At 41.7% G+C, this 21,645-nt stretch carries 20 protein-coding genes; 13 read left to right on the top strand and 7 right to left on the bottom strand.

Annotated elements, in window-relative coordinates; all coding sequences use genetic code 11:
• Positions 1–351: 351 nt before the first annotated feature.
• Entirely contained in the window at positions 352–1,197 is an 846-nt protein-coding gene (locus L1266_RS06370) for a MurR/RpiR family transcriptional regulator (protein WP_235377111.1), read from the bottom strand.
• A 337-nt stretch (positions 1,198–1,534) separates the two neighbouring features.
• Between L1266_RS06370 and pbp4b the strand changes: the two genes are divergently transcribed.
• Both pbp4b and L1266_RS06380 read left to right on the top strand, forming a co-directional pair.
• Positions 1,535–3,982, top strand: a complete 2,448-nt coding sequence (gene pbp4b, locus L1266_RS06375; RefSeq protein ID WP_235377112.1) for a penicillin binding protein PBP4B — start codon at positions 1,535–1,537, stop codon at positions 3,980–3,982.
• A 94-nt stretch (positions 3,983–4,076) separates the two neighbouring features.
• Entirely contained in the window at positions 4,077–5,453 is a 1,377-nt protein-coding gene (locus tag L1266_RS06380; protein WP_235377113.1) for a Na+/H+ antiporter NhaC family protein, read from the top strand.
• Positions 5,454–5,757: 304 nt separating this feature from the next.
• Here L1266_RS06380 and L1266_RS06385 read toward each other — a convergent pair whose 3' ends face one another.
• On the bottom strand, positions 5,758–6,894 hold the full coding sequence (locus L1266_RS06385) for a PQQ-dependent sugar dehydrogenase (RefSeq protein WP_235377114.1): 1,137 nt from the start codon (positions 6,892–6,894) through the stop codon (positions 5,758–5,760).
• Between the two features lie 278 nt (positions 6,895–7,172).
• Between L1266_RS06385 and L1266_RS06390 the strand changes: the two genes are divergently transcribed.
• On the top strand, positions 7,173–7,919 hold the full coding sequence (locus L1266_RS06390) for a hypothetical protein (protein WP_138601875.1): 747 nt from the start codon (positions 7,173–7,175) through the stop codon (positions 7,917–7,919).
• A gap of 402 nt (positions 7,920–8,321) precedes the next feature.
• Here L1266_RS06390 and L1266_RS06395 read toward each other — a convergent pair whose 3' ends face one another.
• The 3 genes from L1266_RS06395 to L1266_RS06405 are packed head-to-tail and all read right to left on the bottom strand — an operon-like array spanning position 8,322 to position 10,116.
• Positions 8,322–8,921: a hypothetical protein gene (locus L1266_RS06395; protein WP_235377115.1), complete on the bottom strand. Its 600-nt coding sequence runs from the start codon at positions 8,919–8,921 to the stop codon at positions 8,322–8,324.
• Positions 8,911–9,462 (bottom strand): RNA polymerase sigma factor, encoded by a 552-nt coding sequence (locus L1266_RS06400; protein WP_199530061.1) that lies wholly within the window; start codon positions 9,460–9,462, stop codon positions 8,911–8,913. The genes L1266_RS06395 and L1266_RS06400 overlap by 11 nt, the downstream gene beginning before the upstream one ends.
• A 6-nt stretch (positions 9,463–9,468) precedes the next feature.
• Complete coding sequence (locus tag L1266_RS06405) at positions 9,469–10,116, bottom strand: energy transducer TonB (protein ID WP_235377116.1); 648 nt, start codon at positions 10,114–10,116, stop codon at positions 9,469–9,471.
• A 106-nt stretch (positions 10,117–10,222) separates the two neighbouring features.
• Between L1266_RS06405 and L1266_RS06410 the strand changes: the two genes are divergently transcribed.
• The 3 genes from L1266_RS06410 to L1266_RS06420 all read left to right on the top strand — a co-directional run bounded on the left by L1266_RS06410 (position 10,223) and on the right by L1266_RS06420 (position 11,805).
• Positions 10,223–10,729 (top strand): DUF3087 domain-containing protein, encoded by a 507-nt coding sequence (locus tag L1266_RS06410; protein WP_054551273.1) that lies wholly within the window; start codon positions 10,223–10,225, stop codon positions 10,727–10,729.
• Between the two features lie 65 nt (positions 10,730–10,794).
• Positions 10,795–11,316, top strand: a complete 522-nt coding sequence (locus L1266_RS06415; RefSeq protein ID WP_235377117.1) for a hypothetical protein — start codon at positions 10,795–10,797, stop codon at positions 11,314–11,316.
• Positions 11,317–11,355: 39 nt separating this feature from the next.
• Entirely contained in the window at positions 11,356–11,805 is a 450-nt protein-coding gene (locus L1266_RS06420) for a low molecular weight protein-tyrosine-phosphatase (RefSeq protein ID WP_235377118.1), read from the top strand.
• Between the two features lie 25 nt (positions 11,806–11,830).
• Here the strand turns inward: L1266_RS06420 and L1266_RS06425 are convergent, their stop codons facing one another.
• The gene (locus tag L1266_RS06425) at positions 11,831–12,904 is read right to left on the bottom strand and encodes an energy transducer TonB (RefSeq protein WP_235377119.1); all 1,074 of its coding nucleotides are present in this window, start codon (positions 12,902–12,904) and stop codon (positions 11,831–11,833) included.
• A 456-nt stretch (positions 12,905–13,360) separates the two neighbouring features.
• Between L1266_RS06425 and L1266_RS06430 the strand changes: the two genes are divergently transcribed.
• The 6 genes from L1266_RS06430 (at position 13,361) to csrA (ending at position 19,439) form a co-directional block, all read left to right on the top strand.
• Entirely contained in the window at positions 13,361–13,987 is a 627-nt protein-coding gene (locus L1266_RS06430) for a GTP cyclohydrolase II (protein ID WP_054551277.1), read from the top strand.
• 78 nt (positions 13,988–14,065) lie between these two features.
• The gene (locus L1266_RS06435; RefSeq protein ID WP_166339830.1) at positions 14,066–14,860 is read left to right on the top strand and encodes a BPSS1780 family membrane protein; all 795 of its coding nucleotides are present in this window, start codon (positions 14,066–14,068) and stop codon (positions 14,858–14,860) included.
• On the top strand, positions 14,860–15,312 hold the full coding sequence (locus L1266_RS06440; protein WP_138601891.1) for a regulatory protein RecX: 453 nt from the start codon (positions 14,860–14,862) through the stop codon (positions 15,310–15,312). The genes L1266_RS06435 and L1266_RS06440 overlap by 1 nt, the downstream gene beginning before the upstream one ends.
• A gap of 17 nt (positions 15,313–15,329) precedes the next feature.
• The gene (gene alaS / locus L1266_RS06445) at positions 15,330–17,930 is read left to right on the top strand and encodes an alanine--tRNA ligase (RefSeq protein ID WP_054551280.1); all 2,601 of its coding nucleotides are present in this window, start codon (positions 15,330–15,332) and stop codon (positions 17,928–17,930) included.
• Between the two features lie 6 nt (positions 17,931–17,936).
• Positions 17,937–19,154 carry an aspartate kinase gene (locus L1266_RS06450; protein WP_054551281.1) on the top strand — a complete coding sequence of 406 codons (1,218 nt, stop codon included), beginning with the start codon at positions 17,937–17,939 and terminating at the stop codon, positions 19,152–19,154.
• Between the two features lie 93 nt (positions 19,155–19,247).
• Positions 19,248–19,439 (top strand): carbon storage regulator CsrA, encoded by a 192-nt coding sequence (gene csrA / locus L1266_RS06455; RefSeq protein ID WP_036970495.1) that lies wholly within the window; start codon positions 19,248–19,250, stop codon positions 19,437–19,439.
• 26 nt (positions 19,440–19,465) lie between these two features.
• Here csrA and L1266_RS06460 read toward each other — a convergent pair whose 3' ends face one another.
• Positions 19,466–19,933, bottom strand: coding sequence for a YcxB family protein (locus L1266_RS06460; protein WP_054551282.1), 468 nt, complete (start codon positions 19,931–19,933; stop codon positions 19,466–19,468).
• A 124-nt stretch (positions 19,934–20,057) separates the two neighbouring features.
• On the opposite strand from L1266_RS06460, the gene L1266_RS06465 reads away from it, so the two are divergent.
• On the top strand, positions 20,058–20,981 hold the full coding sequence (locus tag L1266_RS06465; protein ID WP_235377120.1) for a hypothetical protein: 924 nt from the start codon (positions 20,058–20,060) through the stop codon (positions 20,979–20,981).
• Positions 20,982–21,645: the final 664 nt, after the last annotated feature.

Here is a 21,645-nt window from a genome sequence, read left to right on the forward strand (position 1 = left end):
TTGCTGGACTACTTACCCAATTGAGACTTATGAACTTTAAAATTATGTTGCCCATATATTAAACAGGTGTTATTGAATGTGGTCAAGAATATTTTTTTGTTTTAAGGTGTGTTTTTAGGAATAAAATATATAACCGATTTTAGGTAAAGCTTAGCAATGGCTTGCCTTAGCGAGTGGCTAATTTAGTGTTAGCAAAACTTTGTAAGAAATTATGACTTTTTGGTCAGTACCTTAGCTAAACGAGTAAATGATTTAGAGGGTAAAAATGAATTGTTAATTACAAATATAAAATAGACACAAAAAAAGCAGCCTAAGCTGCTTTTTAGTATTTTAGTAACTTTAATGAAGAAATTAGTTATTCTTAAATTCGCCAACAACTTCATTAGAATGTTCTAGTAACTTACGGCCTTGACGGCTTGATTGCGTTAGGGCTATAAACAAAATATCAATGACAAAATCTTGTGCCGTTCGCGCTAAAATTGACGATAAACGTACAGACTCACCCTCAGCAACCGAGTAAAGTTTTACATCAGCTGAGTCGGCAACATGGCTACTGCCAAATTTTGTCACTGAGATCACCGAGCTTGAATTTTTCTTGGCTTGCTTAACAACTTCGGCAATTTCGCGAGTCATACCTGATTCACTAATCGCGATGACCAAATCACCTTTCGAAAAGGTCGCAACATACGCAAGTTGTGCATGCCCATCTGGCTCTGCAATTGCAGGCATACCGAGTTTTTGTAATTTATAAGAAAAATCTTTTGCAACCAGCGCTGAGCCACCTAAACCACAAATCAGAATACGTTTTGCTGATTTTAATAGCTCTACCGCTTTTTCGACGGCAGGCGCTTCGTTGAGGTTTTTTGTTTCGGTTAACACCGCCAATTTACTGCTTAATAGTTTTTCGGCGATTTGCTCTAGCGAGTCATTAAGGGTGATCTTGCCATGTAGTTTAGGTTCGCTCGTTTCATCGTTAAGGGCATCAATTACTGCAAGTTTAAAAGCAGGGAAGCCTTTATAACCTAACTTTTGCGAAAATTTCACCACACTCGATTGGCTTACACCAACCACTTTTGCTAGTTCAACCGATGATAAATTACGAATCGCATTCGCTGAATTTAACGTAAAGTCAGCAAGCTTAGCTTCGCTGCTCGATAGAGATTGGCGTAAGGCTTTAATTTTTACAAAAGTAGACATAGGGCTCACTTTGTTTGCTTAACTTAGTCAAAACGCAAAGCGATGGTTCTATTATAAACACAGGGCTTGGGCGCATTGTTTGCTTAACACGACGACTTATTTTTGTTTTAGCAGACCTAAGTTTGGAATATTTTTCTTAATTTAGATGGAATAATATAGTTTTATTCCATAATAGATACAACACTAATTATTGAGAAAGCCCTATTTTTAGTAACTTAGCGATAATGTATGCTTTTTATTCTTTAAATGTGAAATAAAATATTTTACATGTTAAGTGGGTGTTGCTACTGTATAGCTGAGAATCGTCAATGCTTAAATCATCAGGTATGAATCTGTTATGAGTTTTACCCCTTTGAAAACATTACTTAAACAGCTGTGTTATCTCAGTAGTGCGGCATTATTAGTAAGCTGTGCCAGTAATCCATATACCTACACACAATCAGCTAATTACAGCCATCGTGTTAAGTTCTTAGTGATGCATTACACCGCTATTGATTACGAAAAATCAATGCGTGCGCTCGTGGATGAAGGGGGATTGAGTTCACATTATTTATTACCCGAATCAGGCGATCCTAGTTACCCAAAAGATGATTTAGAAATTATTCAGCTAGTTGATGAAAAAGATAGAGCATGGCACGCCGGACGCAGCTTTTGGCAGGGCCGAGAAGATTTAAATGATCATTCAATTGGTATTGAAATAGTGAATGTACCAAGCTGCCATATTCCGGAGCAAACTAAGCTTGCGATGGAAAATGACGCCAGCAAGTTATGTATTTTTCCTGACTACGACGCTAAGCAAATAGAGCTACTAATCAAGCTAAGCAAAGATATTCTTGCTCGTAACCCAGATATCGGCCCAACTCAAGTTATTGGCCATTCTGATATTGCTCCAAGCCGAAAGAACGACCCAGGTCCGCGTTTTCCTTGGTATCAACTGTATAAAGCAGGTATCGGTGCGTGGTATGACAGCAACACCGTTGATAAGTATTGGCAGTTATTTAGCGCATCAAAACCTTCTGTTGAATTAATGCAAAAAGCATTGCGCAGTTACGGCTATGAGGTGATTGCAACGGGTCAGCTTGATTCGCAAACGCTCGATGCCCTAAGTGCTTTTCAAATGCACTTTTTGCCTTGGCATGTAAGCGGTAATAGTGATGCAAGAAGTGCCGCTGTGCTATTTGCATTACTAGATAAGTACTTTCCTAAAAAGCTTGAGCGGTTATTTAAAGAATATCAGCAGCAACAGCAAGCGGTTGAGTCTGCGCCAAAAACACTGGCCAATGCACAAGTTGTAGCGCGTATTCCGGCGCTTGATCCGAGTAGCCGCGCGCTAGTGAACGACAGAGGCACTTTTATAGCCTATAAAGGTCGCGGTGAAATCATCATAGAAAATCAAGATGCAACCAGTGCTGATATTTTCATTAATGGTGAAAAAATTAATATTGCCTCACCATTAACAGCCGAAAAAATATATCAATACAGTTTAGCTAAGCGCACCCGCGATGGCATTAACACTTATAAGGTAGAGAATGTGTTGCCTGAAGGGGCAAGCTTAACCTTACGTTTTCCTTACCCAACGCTTGATACAAACAACAGTCAAAAGCGTTTTAGTGCCGTTGATGAGTTAATTAATCATGAGATTAAAGAGGGCTTTCCGGGCGCAGTACTTGCCGTTATTAAAGATGGCAAGTTGATCAAACTAAGCCATTATGGCGCGGCTAAAAAGTACCATGCTGATGGCAGTGAGCTTGCAAGCCCACAAGCCATGCAAAACGATACCTTGTTTGATATAGCTTCAAATTCAAAAATGTTTGCCACTAACTTTGCACTGATGAAGCTTGCCAGCGAAGGAAAACTCGACGTAGAAAAACCGCTGTTCTATTACCTACCAGAATTTAGAGGCAGCGGTCGTGAACAGCGTTTAGTAAAAGATTTACTCACCCACAGTGCGGGTTACCCAGCAGTGGTTGATTTTCATCGTAAGGACAATAAATTTGGTGAGCGCTTTTTTTCTCAAAACAGCCTGCGTACTAAAAACCTGTTATTAACAGGCGTGCCTTTTGTGGCTGGTCGTAACGTAAAACACCTATATTCTGATATCGATTATATGTTGCTTGGTGTATTAGTTGAGCGTATCAGCGGTATGGCGCTCGATACCTATGTTGAGAGCCAAGTTTATCAGCCGCTTGGTTTAACACATACGGTTTATAATCCATTGCAAAAAGGCTTTTTAGCTTCACAGATTGCCGCTACTGAGATTAACGGCAACACCCGAGGTGGTCGCATTGAGTTTGAAAACATTCGAACCGATGTACTGCAAGGTGAAGTACATGATGAAAAAGCCTTTTATGCTTTAGGTGGTGTAGCGGGGCATGCGGGGCTATTTAGTACCGCTGGTGACTTGTCCGTACTTATGCAGGTGTTACTCAATGGTGGCGGTTACGACAACAAACAAATTTTTACGCCACAAGTACTTGAGCAATTCACAAACTCCCAAGCAAGCGATGAGACCTATGGGTTAGGGTGGCGTAGAGCAGGGCATCAAGCGCGCAAATGGCATTTTGGCCCTTATGCTAGCCCGCGGGCTTTTGGTCATACGGGCTGGACAGGCACTGTAACCGTTATTGACCCCGAATACGACCTTGCTATTGTACTACTAACCAACGCGCGTCATACCCCTATTGAAGGCTCGCAAAAAAATTACCAGTTTGTCGGCAAGCGTTTTGAAACAGGTAAGTATGGCTCTATTATCTCACTGATTTATGAGAGTATATTAAATCACTAGTCGAATTAAGTTGAGTTTGGTGGCAAAGCCATTAAGCTTAGCGAGTTTTCGCATAATAAAAATAAAATGTTGTTCTTAATTTAAAAGGGTTTTTATGTCTTGGTATTCAATTTTACCACCCTTGATTGCTATCTTAATTGTGTTTTGGCGCAAAGAAGTGATCATGGCGTTATTAGTCGCTGTTGCGTCGTCTGAGTTTTTACTTGCTCTGAATGGTGAAGGTAATACCTTGTTTTTCACCTTTATCAATACCATAGAGCGAGTCATTGAAGTTGCCAGCTCCCCTGGTAATAGCCGTATCCTTATTTTTAGTGTTCTAATTGGTGCTTTACTTGCCTACATTCGTGAATCTGGCGGTGTGGCTGCGACGGTTAATTTACTGATGAACAAAGGGGTTGCAAAAAGTAAGCGCCAAGTGGGTTACTTAACCATGTTCTCAGGTATTGCGGTGTTCATTGAATCGAACTTAAGTGTATTAACCTCGGGGATTTTATCGCGTGGTTTGTTTGATAAATTTAAAATGAGCCGAGCGCGCCTTGCTTATATTATCGATAGTACTAGTGCACCTGTGTGTATCTTAATCTTGCTAAATGGCTGGGGCGCTTATGTGTTGGGCTTGCTTGGCAACTACGAACTGGAAGAGTCAGCTGTATCGGTATTATGGGGCAGTATTGGTTATAACTTCTATGCCATTATCGCGCTACTTATCGTGTTTTATACGATTACTTTCGACAAGGTACATGGCCCATTAAAGCAAGCAGAAGAAAATTTTGAACAACAAGAAACCGAACTAACAGAAGAAGTCAAAGGCTCAAAAGCGCGTCACATGCTTGTGCCACTTATCACTTTAATTGGTAGCATGGTTGGTTTTATGTTCTGGACTGGCGATGGCGATATTGCCAGCGGCAGCGGCTCTAAATCAGTGCTGTATGCAACTATTTTAGCTTGTGTTGTGGCTTACTTTTTAATGATTAGCTCGCGTGAATTTACGCATCATAAGCTGGTTGATATTGGCTTTAAAGGAATGGGTGAGTTACTTCCATTAGTGTCTATTGTATTACTTTCACTCACTTTAGGTGCAAGCTTAAAAGACCTAGGTACGGGTGTGTTTGTAGCCGGACTAGTCGGTGATTTCTTACCTATTTACTTGGTTGTGCCAGTGCTGTTTTTAACCGGTGCAGTAATTTCATTTACCACAGGTACCTCGTGGGGCACATTCGCAATACTTATTCCAATTGGTGTACCGCTCATTCAAGCATTAGGTTTACCACCTTCATTGGTCATTGCTGCTATTCTAGGTGGTGGTGTGTTTGGCGATCACTGCTCGCCAATCTCAGATACCAGCGCAGTATCGGCCATTGCATCAGGGTGTGATTTATTAACGCACGTAAAAACTCAAATGCCATATGCCTTATTCGGCGGTGCGCTAACTTTTATTGCTTACCTAGTGACGAGCATAATTGTTTTATAAGTAATAGCTTTAAGCTGTAAGCTTTAAGTTATAAGTAAAAAACCACAGAGGAGTCTGTGGTTTTTTATTGCTTGTAACGTAAGTCGTCATTTATGGCGACACATGTCGAATCACTTATAAAGTGACGGACTAAAGTCCGACCTACAATAGTGTGGATTGAGGCCATCGCGCGAAATAAAATTCACGCCTACGGTATTCCTTTACTCTTTCCCCTTGAAACTCGCTACCTTGTATTAAATCTGATAGCTGACGGCTGAAAGCTGATAGCTCTGAGTGTGTTGGGTTTCGCTTCGCTCTATCCAACCTACGATTTAGGTACAACCTTATAAACACCGACACCATCAACACCAAGGTATAAATCACCATTAGGGTGAGTGGCAAGGCTGCGCACGCGACCTACACCTTCAAAAACCTTGCTGTGGCCTGTTACTTTGTCACCATCAAGTTTCACTAACACAAGGTGACCAAACTTCATCGAACCTACGGCAATTTGACCTTGCCACTGAGGGTATTTATCGCTGGTGATAAATTCCATTCCAGAAGGGGCAATGGAAGGCACCCAATACCAATCAGGTTGTTCCATTCCCTCGCGACTGGTTTCGTCAGTAATTTTTGTACCAATGTAGTTGATCCCATAAGTGATCTCAGGCCAACCATAGTTAGCACCTGCTTTAACTATGTTGATTTCATCGCCGCCACGGGGGCCATGTTCATGACTCCATATAACCCCAGTTTCTGGGTGCATCGCCATACCTTGAGGGTTACGGTGTCCATATGAATAAATGCTTTTATGAGTTGTTTTATGGTTATAAAACGGGTTTGATTTAGGGATAGAGCCATCGCTATTGATACGGTGAATTTTGCCTGCATCATAGTTAAGGCTTTGTGGGTGAACGTCCCTTTTGCCACGGTCGCCAATAGAGAAGTACAAGTAACCTTGTTTATCGAACTCAATACGCGAACCATAGTGTTTTGTTGTTTTAATATTTGGCTCGCCATCAAACAATAATTGCTGATCAATAAGAGCCATATCTTTAAAGCGGGCGCGCATAATCGAGGTGTTATAACCCTCACCATCGCCTTCATAGCCCGAGTACGAAAAGTAAATCCAGCCATTGTCGGCAAAGTTCGGATCAAGCTCTATGTCTAATAAGCCCCCTTGACCTTCATCATGTACTTTAGGTGTGCCTTTAACTATTTGCTCAACGAGTTTGCCATCACGAATTAATCTAAGCTCGCCACGTCTGTCGGTGACGAGTAAGTCACGCTCGTTAAGCCAAGCCATACCCCACGGAATTTGAATTCCTTCACTTACTAATTCTAGCTTGTAGTCATTAGCGCTAGCATCCAGAGGGATCTTTTGCTCCGGCTGAGCACACGCTTGCAAGCTCGACAAGCTAATTGAGGTAATGATTAAACTGTTAAACAAAGACCTTTTCATGGTAACTCCATAATATTTAAACACGATGTTACTAGCCTAGCTGGTTCAGCATTAAATTGTTATTAACATTAGAGCAATGTGCGATTATTGGTAGGAAAAGCGAGGTAAAGAGTGGAGTATTAGCCGTCAGTTTGAAAGCTGATGGCTCGTTGAACCATCGCGCGAAATAAATTTCACGCCTACGGTACTCCTTTACTCTTTCCCTTTGTAGCTCGCTAACTTGTTTTAAATCTGCTAGCTTAGCGAGTTCTTATTCTTAAAAGGATTTAACCAGTCGTATGAAGTCAGAAAAGTTTTTTAAATGGGTGTGGAATGTTAACGGCCTAATTTTACTTATGGGCTTAATCATTGGAGCTGCAGCAATAGGGTATAATTTTGTTGCTTACTTACTAAAGTCCGATAACCATGTTCAGCAACAAACACTAAACTTAGCTGAAGATGAAAAGCAGCAAGAAAAGTGGAAACTGGGTTACCCCCGTAAGGTCGAGGGGAGTGATTTTTACTTTATCCCGTTGGAATCAGAAAAACTGGATATCGAGGTGAAAGCTGATGTAACAGTTTACAATAATTTTAGCGGTGGTTATAAATACAGACCTACGCGCTCAAAGAACATTTTGTTTCTTAATGACAAAACCAATCACGCCAAGTGGCTATTTAAAACAACGGATCAGTTGATCATAGAGTTTGGTGCTTTAAGCCATTACGAAGAGTTTGATACTCGAGTTTACAATGAGCAAAAAGCCAATGCTCCTAAGGCCGTTTCTTACGAAGTTATCAAAAACGATACCAACAACGACAAACTGCTCGATGGCAAAGATAAGCGCACCTTCGCGCTAAGCAAGATTGATGGCTCAAACTACAGTGAAGTTATTTCAGGTTACAACCGCATTGTAGAGTCTAACCTCAACGCTGAGGGCAATTTATTCGTTGTATTTATCAACAACGATGAAGTTTACTCTATGCTGGTAGACTTAGATACATTTGAAGTGATTAGTAAAAGCATGTTGCCGAAGGTAGGGGAGTGAGATTGATATTGATATTAGGGATCAGATGTCAGAAGAATGATCTGACATCTGAAGACTAACTACGCGGGGTAAACCAGCTGCTACCTAAAAACTTGCGACTTTACTCTTGTAACTCGCTAGGTTGTTTTAAATCTGATAGCTGAAAGCTCTGAGTGTGTTGGTTTTCACTCCGTTCTAACCAACGTCACGTAGGTCGTCATTTATGGCGAAACATGTTTTATCACTCATACGTGGCGGGCTAAAGCCCGACTTACAGCCGCATAAATTGAGAGAATCGCGCGAAATAAATTTCACGCCCACGGTACTCCTTTACTCTTTCCCCTTGTAGCTCGCTAACTTTTTTAAATCTGACTGCTCTGAGTGTGTTGGGTTTCGCTACGCTCTACCCAACCTACGAGCTCGCTAACTCGTACACTTTTTCGCCTCATGGGTTAACTGTTTGAGTGCGATGATTTGGCCTTGTTTGTTCTGGTCTAGGGCGAGTAGGTCACCTTGGTGAATATGAGTATCTAGGGTGCCGTGTTTTTGTAGTTCTTCAAGGAGTGATTGTTTAATTTGTACTATGACATTTTGCTCGCAGTCGGCGATATACCAGTCGTTATCAACACTGACTAGACGGCCGGTGAAGCTGGTGCGGGCTTGGTGATTGGCTAATGCTTGTTGGTAGTTAGCATCTAGGTTTTGTTTTTGTTGTTTAAGATTACTCACATAGCTGCCTTTGGCGTCGAGTTCGTGTACTTCAAGCCATTGATAATCCGATAAATCCACGGCGTAAACATCGGTTAATTCACGGTTGTTGTATTGCAGCATGACAAAACCAAGAATCGCTAAAGCAGCAAAAACACCGGTCATTTGCAGGCCTAAAAAGCGTTGTGGTCTTGGCGTTGCCGACTGTGGCTTTTGCATATGTGAAAGCTCGTCGCTGCTTAAGCTGTGCTCTGCCTTACGTTTTTGAAAATGTGCTTTTAAATCAGCATCGAATTGCTCGTCGTTACGCTTCATGATGGCCTCCTAGTTGTTGTTTCAGGTTTTGACGGGCATATCGCAGCCGAGTTTTAATGGTCTCTGGGTTATTTTGTGTGATTGCAACAATGTCTTCGAGACTAAAGCCTTCTTGTTGTAAGGTCAGCGCTTCACGTTGTACAAAGCTAAGCGCCATAAGTGCTTTATCAAAGGCTTCGTAGTCATAGTGATAACTTGCATCCTGAGATTCAGAAAATAGTTGGTTGTCTTCTAATTCAACGAACTTTTGCTGCTTACGAAATTCATCAATTAATAAATTACGAGCTAATCGAAAAAGCCACGCTTTTGGGTTGTTTTGATCATTGTAAAAGTTGCGTTTATCAATAACTTTTAACCAGGTTTGCTGGCATATATCAAGGGCAAGATCTTTATCACTTTGAGTGACTAGATAGTGATAAAGATCATTCCCGTATTGAGCAACGAGTTGGTTAAGGTAACGGTTGTCGCCCGTTTTGGCATACAGCGCCAAACAATCTGTGTTTGGCTTGTCAAATAACCATGTCTTGATGCTCATTAGCATAGGCAGTTATCCATCTATTTTAAAATCAAGTTGAACGCTTTGGTTTGTTTGCAATTGTGCCACACCTTCAACAACTTTAGGGCGATATTTCCAACGTTTAATCGCGCGAATTGCTTCACGGTCAAATACCCGTTTTGGCTCAGCATCAATAATAACAGGATCAATCACTTCACCAGTCGGTGAAATACTAAAGCTAATTTGCACCCAACCTTCAATGCCGTCGCGAGCTGCTACCGGAGGGTACTTAGGGTTAATACGCACAATTGGCGTTGCATCTCCTGTTGGTTGATTAATAGTTTTGCTCAGTGTGTCGCCAATGTTATCGAATGTCATTGTTGGTGTTAAATCAGCTAGCACAACTGTTTCGGTCGTATCAATGGTTGGCCGCGGTGGCACTTTTGGTGGCATTTTTGCAACTGGCGGTGGCGGCAGTGTTTGCTTTACTTGTACTTTTGAGTCTTCCGGTACTTCATAAATTTCAACTGTGATGTCTGGGCCTGTTTTTACATCGGCTCTTTGCTCAGCAGAAATTAAGTACTGCATAAATGCAAATGCTGCAAAGGTCATGACACCACCACCAATAATTGCTGCGGTTGTCTTTAAAGCAGCATTGCTGTTATTCAAGCTTGCTGAGTTTAGTGGTAAAGTATGCATAGCCGTTCCTCTTTGGATAATTGCTTTCATAGCTAAAACGGCTGGCAAATAAAAAAGGGGTGAAATTTTTTTCACTTTTTATTTTTCACAAGTTTTTTAGGTTGTTATGAAACTTATTCAAATAGATAAAGCCCGTTACCGTAAACATTTAAACCAAGTAATTATTGCTTGTGTAATTGCTTTAGCCGTTGGCAGTTTAGCCATTTCACAAACATTAATTGCGTTATTTCCTGATCCAAGCGGTAGCCATTTTCATTGGAACCTATTAGGGGTTGTTGTGTGTAGTTTGCTGGTGGGCTTTGTGCTTAATAAGTACCGCAATCATGATTACATGACTGAAATTGTCTATGTGTGGGAGCTTAAAAAAGCGCTGAATAAAATCACCCGTAAAATGCCAAAGTTAAAAGCAGCAGGGCGTGAGGGCAATGCCGATGCTTTATTAGCAATTCAATACAGTTATGCGGGGTCACGTTTGTTATGGCAGCTTGATGACAACACTATTACCATGGATGAGTTGGCAATTAAGCAGGCTGAGCTTGATAGTGTTGCGCAGCAGTACAATTTAACTTTAGATGTTGATAAGTATGACGAAAAGATACTAAATCAATACTAAAAAGTTGTCTTTGTACCTATTTTGCTTTATTTTTTGTTGCATCAAAATTTTAAAGATTGTGAACAATGAAAAAAATAACACATACAGTTGTCTCGTTGCTGCTACTAGGCCCCACTTTTGCTAGCGCTAATGATATTAGTTTTTCGATTGGTGGTGGCTATCCGTACTTTGTAATACCTGAAGTATCTGTTGCTAGTGCTGACTTAAGCCAGCGTTGGTATGGCAATTATAAGATAGGCCTTGATGATGGTTTTTCTGCGGGTTTTGAGCAAGCTATAAGTGATAATAATAAACATGCAATCGGCTTGCTGGTTGGCGCATTAGGAAACAGAGAAGTAGATACTCAGTGCGATGAATCTCAAAATAGCGATGAACTTACAGCAGCATTTGCCAACGCAATTGGTTGTGCTCTCGCTGAAGCGTTTGATGAAGAAACCACTAATGGTATTGGGCTTAGTTACAGCTATAATTTCAGTGGCTTAAACCAAGACGGTTGGCGATTGAGGTTTGAATTAGGGTACGGTGAAGCCTCAAGCGATGATAATAAACGTGTTGATGGTGGTATCAACTTGAGTTATGAGTTTTAAGCAATTTTTTGAAGCAAATAATAAAGGTGGTTCATTTTAATGAAGAAGATTTTGATTGTTTGCTTGGGCAATATTTGTCGCTCACCCACAGCTGAGGCGGTGCTTCGTAGTCGAGCAAAGGCGCTGGGTGTCAATGTCAAAGTTGATTCTGCTGGCACCATTGGATATCACCAAGGTAATCCACCAGATCCTCGCTCAAAAGCAGCAGCCGAAAAGCGCGGCTATAGTTTTAAAGGAATTTATTCGCGACCTGTGACTCAAGCTGATTTTTATGAGTTTGATTTAATCCTCGCAGCCGACAAGCAAAATCTTGCTGATTTAAAAGCCCAGTGTCCAGAGCACTTACAATATAAGCTGTCGCTATTTTTAAGTCATGGTGACGCAGGGGAAAGCGAGATCCCTGATCCCTACTATGGTGGCGATCAAGGCTTCGAAAAAGTACTCGATTTAATTGAGGACGCAGCAGATAAACTACTTAACAAGATATGATAGGGTCGCACTGCGACCCTGTTATTTAGTTGTTGATTTTAAAATCTAATTGCACCCGAGAAGTCGCAGCAATAGCTTGCCCATTTTCAAACTTAGGGGCATAACGCCACTGTTTTACTGCTTTAACAGCTTCTCTTTCAAATGCAGAGCCACCCTCAGAGCCAACCACAGTTATGTTGTCTACAAAGCCTGACGGGGTTACTTCAAACTCCATTACGACACTGCCATCTTCCATACGTTGAACTTTTGATTTTGGATATTTAGGATGTACGCGGTATAACGGCTCTTGTTCTTGGCTTTCTTTCCACGGCACCATTTTCGCAATCGCTAAGCAATGTTTAGTTGCTTCGTCACTTTTACCTGTTTTTTCGTATAGGTGAACTAGCTTTGAATGGGCGTTTAATTCGGTTTGATGATCAAAGTCTAGCTCTTGATCAAATACGCTTACCACGTGATTTAAACGCTCAATGGCGGTGCTGTATTTACGTTGATTTTCTGCAAATGCGGCAACTAAAAAGTCAGCGCTAATACGATCGACAGCGTTATTGGGTAAATTCTCTTGATAGTAATCATCGGCTTCTTCAAGATATTTCTTTGCTGTGTAATAGCGCTCACCAGTGCCTTTATATGCAAGAATACGAGCGGCGGTCATTTTTGCATCTGCAACAAGCTTGGCGGAGTTTTGTTTTTCAGCAATGGCAATGACATCATCTAAATACGTATCTGCACGCTTAGCTGAAGGTGTTGATTCTGCCATGCCGATTAATGAGTCATACACTTGTGCACTGAGTTTACCGTGGTTTTTTTCGAGTATTTCGTAGGCTGTGCGATATAACTCAAAGCGTTGCTCTTGCTCGCTTTTATCTAGGCTGTTTGCATAGTTAATAGCAAGGTTCGCAGTGTTGTCGGCGCTTTCGCCATAAACTTTTTTGCCTAGTTCAAACGCTTTTTTTGCAAGCTCACTACTGTCTTGCTGATTTTTTACAGCGGCGACATAAGCGCGGTAGGTGTCGTTAAACTCTTGGGTGGTCATTTCATTAGCCATGCTTTGCTGGCTAAATAAAAGTGCCATGCATAAGGCAAGCGAGCTCTTTTTCATAATATTCCTTATTATTTTGCCCTGAGATAGAGAAGGGAATTAATACTAGTTGATGATAATCATTATCATCATTAGGTGCAAGGTAGCAAGTTACACTCGCTGTGTCACTGTTGAATATTAAGATACATAGTATGTTTTTATTAACAATTTGAACAAGGTCTGACTGTTTATCGAGATTAAACTAATCTATTTTTTCGAATATTTTGAATGTGATTTTTTAAAACGCATTACAATTCAATTAGGTAGCTGTATGACGGCGAGTTTTCAAGTGTTTGATGAGCGCCATTAAAGCGAGGCGCAAAGCTCGTATCTTGGGGTGGTTTGAGTGTATAATACTTGAATTGCTGGTAACTGCCTCAATATTAGTTATCACTCGTCGTATGTTGCATCCTTACAACCTCAAGCTGTTGTAATCACATTTGCAGTATCGCATTTATTTTTTAATTTGGATTTGTCGTGGCGCAAGTAAGAGCAAGAGTCCAGCTGAATGTTGGCAAAAACAGTGATATCCCTGCAGAAATCGTATCTTTCAGTGGCTTAAATGATGGCCAAGAACATGTTGCTTTAGTGTTTAATCAAGCAGACACAGAGCAAGATGTTCCTTTAATTCGAATGCATTCAGAGTGTTTAACGGGCGATGTATTTCACTCTTCACGTTGTGATTGTGGTGAGCAATTAAATGAGTGTATCGAGATGATGCACCAGCAGGGTGGTATTTTACTGTATTTACGCCAAGAAGGCCGTGGTATTGGCTTATACAATAAGATTGATGCTTACGTATTACAGTCGCAAGGTATGAATACGTACGAAGCAAATAACCATTTGGGTTTTGCTGATGATTTACGTGATTTTTCAGACGCGGTATTAATGCTCGAAGCACTCAATCAAAAGCATGTTAAGTTAATGACTAACAACCCAAATAAGCTCAAAGCACTGCGTGATGCGGGTATTGAAGTTGATTCAGTGGTTGGCACTCATGCGCACATTAAAGCGGGTGTGGTAGGTAACCGAGCTTACCTTGAAACGAAAATCAAACATGGCTCGCACATGCTTGATATTAAAAAAATTAAAAAGCCTGAGTAAATTTCACAACAGGTGACTATAAACAAGCGGCGCACCCAGTTATACTCGGTGCGTTTTGTCGTTATTGAATGAGAAACTATGTCGATCGAAGTACGTATTTTTAAAGCTGATGCGGGCGTTAAATGGTTTAAAGCTGGGTGGGAAATCTTTAAGCTGCAACCTTTGACTTTTATTTTAATGCATCTGCTAATCGTGATAATTAGCTTTTTGGCATTGCTGCTACCTTTACTGCAAGTTGTTGGTGCGTTTGTGACGCCATTTTTGATGGCAGGTTTTTATCAAGCTGTGTTAACTAAGCAGCAAGGCGGGACTATCAGCCAAGCTGATATTTTTAAGCCATTTAGTAATAAAGGAAACCGTATAGGTTTAGTGCGTGTGGCTGTGTATCAGATGGCGGCAGGTATTTTATTAGCCTTACTGTCTAATTTCATTTTTGCAGATGCCTACGCAGTTATTTCGAGTCAAACTTTCGACCCACAAAACCAAACACATATTGCCGATTTATTAGCAACCATTTCAATGGGGCAAGTTGCGGTATTTCTATTGGCGATCTGTGTGTATTTAACTGCTTTTGCCTATGCAGTGCCTTTGGTTTATTTTCAAAAGCAAAGCAATATGTTTCAGGTTTTAAAAACCTCATTCATGGTGTTTTACCATAATATGGCGCCACTTGGTGTTTATGGCCTAATTTGCGCTGTTTTAATGGTGATCTGTATTCCTTTATCGTTTATTCCACTATTGGTTTTAATGCCAATTTGTTACATTAGCTTCTTCGTGTCTTTTCAGGCCATTTTTATGCCAGTTGTGCCAAAAGGTGATGACCAAACAAAAGCACCTGAAGCACAGTCACAATCAGGACGCTTTGACGCGTAATGGATGATAAAGAACAAAAGTTAAAGAATTACGTACTTTGGTTATTGTCCCGACAAGATTATTCGCGTCGGGATTTAACGCGAAAGTTACAGCAAAAAGAGGCGACACCTGAGTTTACAGAGCGCTTGTTAGATTGGTGTGAATCACACAACTTTATTAACGAACAGCGCTATTGCGAAGGGTTTGTACGCCGCCATTTAGCTAAGTATCATGGTGTAAAACGCATTCAGAGCGAAGCAATGGCAAAAGGGATAGATCGAGCACTACTAGACAAGACGCTCGAGGAGTTCGAAATCGATTGGTTTGAACTCGCAAAGGACGCATATTTAAAGAAGTTTTCAAATTCAGGTAAAGAACTCGACCAGAAAGAAAGAGCGAAACGTGTACGCTACTTGATGTATCGAGGCTTTAATTACGAACAAATTGATTTTGCAATGCAAGCACAGCAATAAACGGGTGAGATTTTCACATGCAGCATATGACTACCGCACAGATCAGGCAACAGTTCTTAGACTTTTTTGCCTCTAAACAACACCAAATTGTTCCTTCAAGCTCGCTGATCCCGGGTAACGATGCCACGTTATTATTCAATAACGCCGGTATGGTGCAATTTAAAGATGTATTTTTAGGTGCGGAAAGCCGCCCTTATTCACGTGCAACCAGCTCACAACGTTGTGTACGCGCAGGTGGTAAACATAACGACCTTGAAAACGTAGGCTACACTGCACGCCACCATACATTCTTTGAAATGCTAGGTAACTTCAGCTTTGGCGATTACTTCAAGCAAGACGCAATCAAATTTGCTTGGGAGTTTTTAACTGACGTTGTAAAACTACCGCAAGAAAAGCTCCTTGTTACTATTTATCACGATGATGAAGAAGCCTTCAACATTTGGCATAAAGAAGTGGGTCTAAGTGAAGACCGTATTATTCGCATTGCAACTAGCGATAACTTCTGGTCAATGGGTGATACAGGTCCTTGTGGTCCATGTTCTGAAATCTTTTACGATCACGGTGAAGAAATTTGGGGTGGTCCTCCAGGTTCACCTGAAGAAGACGGTGACCGTTTCATCGAGATCTGGAACCTAGTATTTATGCAGTATAACCGCCATGCCGACGGTACAATGGAGCCGCTTCCTAAGCAGTCTGTTGATACAGGTATGGGTCTTGAGCGTATCTCTGCAATTTTACAAGGCGTGCACTCAAACTACGAAATCGATTTATTCCAAGCGCTTATTGCAGCAGCGGCTAAAGTAACAAACGCACAAGATTTAGATGATAAATCGTTACGCGTTGTGGCTGACCACATTCGTTCGTGTGCGTTCTTAGTATCTGACGGCGTTATGCCGTCAAACGAAGGCCGTGGTTATGTATTACGTCGTATCATTCGTCGTGCTGTTCGTCACGGTAACAAGCTAGGTGCGAAAGGTGCATTCTTCTACAAGCTAGTTGCTGCGCTAATTGAGCAAATGGGTCAAGCGTACCCAGAGCTTGCTAAGCAACAAGAAATTATTGAAAAAGTACTGCGTATTGAAGAAGAGCAGTTTGGTAAAACACTTGAGCGTGGTCTGGCTATTTTAGAAGAAAGCCTAACTGACATCGAAGGTGATGTGATCCCAGGTGACTTGGTATTCAAACTGTACGACACTTACGGTTTCCCAGCAGACTTAACGGCAGACGTGGCGCGTGAGCGTTTTATGACGATTGATGAGCACGGCTTCCAAGAGTGTATGGCTGTTCAGCGTAAGCAAGCACAGCAAGCGGGTAAGTTTGGTGCAGATTACAACCAACAACTTAAGTCTGAAAAACATACTGACTTTAAAGGTTACGATGCAGAACATTACACAGGTACTGTGGTTGAGCTTTTCTCTGAAGGTCAATCGGTTTCGGTACTTGAAGATGGTCAAGAAGGTATCGCAATCTTAGACCGCACACCGTTCTACGCTGAATCAGGTGGTCAGGTTGGTGACACGGGTGTGTTAAAAGTTGCTGGCGGTGAGTTTGTAGTGACTAACACCACGAAACTTGGTAATGCATTTGCACACCATGGTCGTGTACAAGGTCGTATTGGTACAAACGATAAAGCAGAGGCAACCATTGATGCAGCACGTCGCGATAGCATCAAGAAAAACCACACTGCAACGCATATCTTGCATGAAACATTACGCCAAATTTTAGGTGAGCACGTAAGTCAAAAAGGTTCACTAGTTGACCCTGAACGTTTACGTTTTGACTTCTCACACTTTGAAGCGGTAACAAAAGACGAATTACGTCAAATCGAGCGCGCGGTAAACGATGAAATCCGTCGTAACTTTGCGCTTGAAACTGAGCTAATGGCTATCGAAGATGCAAAAGCAAAAGGTGCGATGGCATTATTCGGTGAAAAATACGATGACGAAGTGCGCGTAGTAACCATTGGTGATTACTCAATCGAGCTATGTGGTGGTACTCACGTTAAGCGTGCTGGTGATATCGGTTTATTTAAAATCGTATCAGAAAGCGGTATCGCAGCCGGTATCCGCCGTATTGAAGCGGTAACAGGTGCTGAAGCGGTTGCTTATGTAAGTGAGCAAGAGCAACAACTAAACGATGTTGCAGCACTAGTAAAAGGTGATAGCAGCACAGTACTTGAAAAAGTAACTGCATTACTTGAGAAATCAAAAGGCCTTGAGAAGCAAATTGCACAGCTTAACGACAAGCTAGCAAGTGCGGCAGGTGCATCGTTACTTGACTCTGTTGTTGAAGTGAACGGTATTAAACTACTGGTTGCTGATGTTGCAGGTACTGAGTCTAAAGCACTACGCGGCATGGTTGATGACCTGAAAACGAAGATTGGTTCAGGTGTTATTGCCCTTGGCGTAGCTAATGGCGATAAAGTAAGCCTAATTGCCGGTGTAACTAAAGACCTAACTGGTAAAGTGAAAGCCGGTGAACTTGTAAATCACATGGCTGCACAAGTAGGCGGTAAGGGCGGTGGTCGTCCTGATATGGCGCAAGCAGGTGGTACTCAGCCAGAGAACCTAGCTGCAGCCTTAGAAAGTGTAACGGCTTGGTTAACTGAGCGTTCTTAATCACTAGTGGCACTTATCGTCCAAAAATTCGGTGGTACCTCAGTTGGCTCAATAGAGCGAATTGAGGCCGTCGCCGACCTTGTTGTAAAAACCAAACAACAAGGCCATCAAGTTGTGGTGGTGCTCTCGGCGATGTCGGGAGAAACTAACCGTCTAATTGAACTCGCTAAACAAATCGATTCTCGACCCAGTGCTCGTGAGCTTGATGTATTGCTAACCACCGGTGAGCAAGTGTCGGTCTCTTTACTCGCTATGGCTATTATTAAACGTGGTCACTCAGCGGTAAGCTTACTTGCTGATCAGGTCAACATTCGCACCGATAACATGTTTGGTAAAGCGCGGATTGAAGAGATTGCGGCGACTCGTCTAAAGCATGAACTTGAACATAACCGGATTGCTATAATAGCGGGCTTTCAGGGCCGCGATATTGAAGGCAATATCACCACGCTTGGTCGCGGTGGTACTGATACCTCTGCGGTTGAGATTGCAGGCGCTATCAATGCCGATGAATGTCAAATTTACACCGATGTTGATGGGGTATACACCACCGACCCACGTATTGAGCCTAATGCGCGACGTATGAGCCATGTCACCTTCGAAGAAATGCTCGAAATGGCTAGTCTTGGGGCTAAGGTACTGCATATTCGTAGTGTCGAAGCGGCAGGAAAATATAATATACCGCTCAGAGTGTTATCGAGTTTTAACCCGGATCAAGGGACCTTGATCAGTTTTGAGGAGCCGGATGTGCAAGCAAACATTGTGTCGGGTATCGCCTTTAATCGTGACGAAAGCTTGATTTACGTCAATGGCGTACACCAAGGAACGGAAAACCTTGCAAAAATTTTGAAACTTTTTGCAGAATTTGGCATCGAAATAGATATGATTAATCAAGTTAATCATAACTTTGAAAAAATAGACTATGCTTTTACTGTGCACACGAATGATTTTGAGCAAGCCCTTGAAATTTTGACCAGTAACCAAGATGGTATCAGCGCAGAGTCTATTAAAGGGATCAGCAATGTTGCCAAGGTGTCTGCAGTAGGTGTAGGGATGAAATCTCACTCTGGTGTGGCAAGTTTATTTTTTAATGCCCTTGCCGATGAAAACATCAAAGTGATGCTTGTATCGACATCAGAAATAAAGATATCAGTTTTAATTGACGAAAAGTATTTAGAACTGGCTGTACGTGCGCTACACAAAGTTTTTTTAACCGAAAATGAATAAGATCTAGAGTTTTTACTTACTTTTAAGTCTAGATTTCATTAGAATGTTTTTGACGCGGAATCTTTTAATTTTTTGGAACATGGGAGCAAGAGAATGCTAATACTAACTCGTAGAGTAGGTGAAACCCTAATGATCGGTGACGAAGTAACAGTTACTGTTCTTGGTGTTAAAGGAAATCAAGTTCGCATTGGTGTAAATGCACCGAAAGATGTATCAGTACATCGTGAAGAAATCTACATGCGAATTCAAGCAGAGAAATCTAACCCAAATCCGGGCAACGTTTAATCAGCGACAGATATTTTAAGAGCCACTCACTGAGTGGCTCTTTTATTTAGTTCGGCTGTCATTTCATCATTTAGCGCTTGTTTAGAAATATATTGCATACCGCGCTGTGCCTTTAAAATATAACCTCGCTCAGTTTCAATAATCTCACTAATCTGTTGCCAGCTTAATTGGTAGCTTTTATGCGGGTTTTCGGCTTTCACCCCATCATCATCAAATACGATAGTCACTTCGCTGCCTGATGCACGGCTCATCATTTGTCTTGCGACCCACCATGGGCGCTTGTAATAAAACGATAAGCACTCAACGACGGCAAGCATAATCATAAAGCTACCAAGGTAATGATTCTCTAATTGATAAAACGCCAATAAGCCTAAGGTTATTAACAATATCAACAGCGGGTATTTAGGCTTGGCTTGAGATGAATAAGGCAAAGACTCATCAAAGCATTCGTAATAATACGGTTTATCTAATGTGTAAGTTGTACTTAGTGTCATTCGTGGGCTCACTTAATTTGCTGACAGCAGTTTAACATTGATAGAAAAAATCTGCCGTAGTTGGTTTTCATTTAGTTGTCATTGTGAGAGCTTAAGGTATGTGTATTTTAAAGGCGTAAGTTGTATGTTTGTTAGTTCAATGTCATTAGCACTTGCAATGACCACAAATACTTTTTTAGTTATGGGCGATATGCCATACACCCCGATTGATGAAATTAATCTCGCCAAAGGCGGAAAAATTACCAAGGCAATCGAAGCAACACCTCATGGCTTTTTAATACATCTTGGTGATATGAAATCCGGGGCGCTTGCTTGCACGAACAAGCTTTTGCAAACAAATAAAGCGTTATTGACGTCGTTGACCAAACAGCCTTTTATTTACACCCCAGGTGATAATGAATGGACCGATTGCGACCGAGAAAAGCTATCGGTGCGTTTTGATGAACTTGAACGGCTAAGCTTTGTTAAAAGCTTGATGTTCGACGATGCTTATACAAAAAAAGCACAGCAACTAAAAGGTTATGCAATCCAAGCTGAAATGCTAGAAAATGCCCGCTGGCAGTATGATGACATTGAATTTCGTACTTTGCATATACCGGGTACTTTTAACGGCCGCTCACAAATTTTAAAAAGTGACAAAAACGCGGCACTAGATGCCGCCGACAAGCGTGATAAGTACAACTTAATTTGGCTAAAACAAGCGCTTGTTCAGCAAGATGCTAAGGCCTATGTGTTTGGCTTTCAGGCTGATATTTACCACCCGACCAGTAAACCCACTTGCAGTGAATCACAGCGCTCTAATTGTGATGCATTTAAAATATACCGAGATGCCATCAGCGACTTCGCAAAGCACACAAAGAAGCCTGTGCTTGTAATGCATGGTGATACCGGCCCATATTGCCAGCAGCAGTTAGCGAGCAACTTAACGCGTTTAAATGTCCCCGGAGATTTTGCTGTAAGCGATGTCGCAAAAGTAAGTTTTATCGACGGCCAATGGCATATAGCAAGTATAACGACAAATGTGCCCCTCACTAAGGTATGTGAGTGATAACGTTGGGTAGAACGGAGACGCACTCAGAGCCGTCAGCTATCAGATTAAAACCCAACAAGTTAGCGAATTTCTAGAGGAAAGAGTAAAGTTATCGAGTTTGAGGCTCACGTAGGCGTGAAATTTATTTCGCGCGATGTTTCTTAAATCTACGTGTAAGTCGTAGGTCGGGCTTTAGCCCGTCAGGTATGAGTAATAAAACATGTGTCGCCATAAATGACGACCTACATGATGTAGGATAGAACGGAGTGAAACCCAACAAGTTAGCGAATTTCTAGAGGAAAGAGTAAAGTTATCGAGTTTGAGGCTCACGTAGGCGTGAAATTTATTTCGCGCGATGTTTCTTAAATCTACGTGTAAGTCGTAGGTCGGGCTTTAGCCCGTCAGGTATGAGTGATAAAACATGTGTCGCCATAAATGACGACCTACGTGACGTAGGTTAGAGCGGAGCGAAACCCAACAAATTAATGAGTTTCTAGGGGAAAGAGTAAAGTTAGCAAGCTTCTTGACACAAGCAGCTTGCAGCCTAAAGTCGCTAACTCGCTAACTCGCTAACTCGCTAACTCGCTAACTCGCTAACTCGCTAACTCGCTAACTCGCTAACTCGCTAACTCGCTAACTCGCTAACTCGCATACAAAACAAAAAAAGCGGCACTTGGCCGCT

The sequence above is a fragment of the Pseudoalteromonas sp. Cn5-37 genome (assembly GCF_021532495.1).
GTDB classification, from domain to species: domain Bacteria; phylum Pseudomonadota; class Gammaproteobacteria; order Enterobacterales; family Alteromonadaceae; genus Pseudoalteromonas; species Pseudoalteromonas simplex.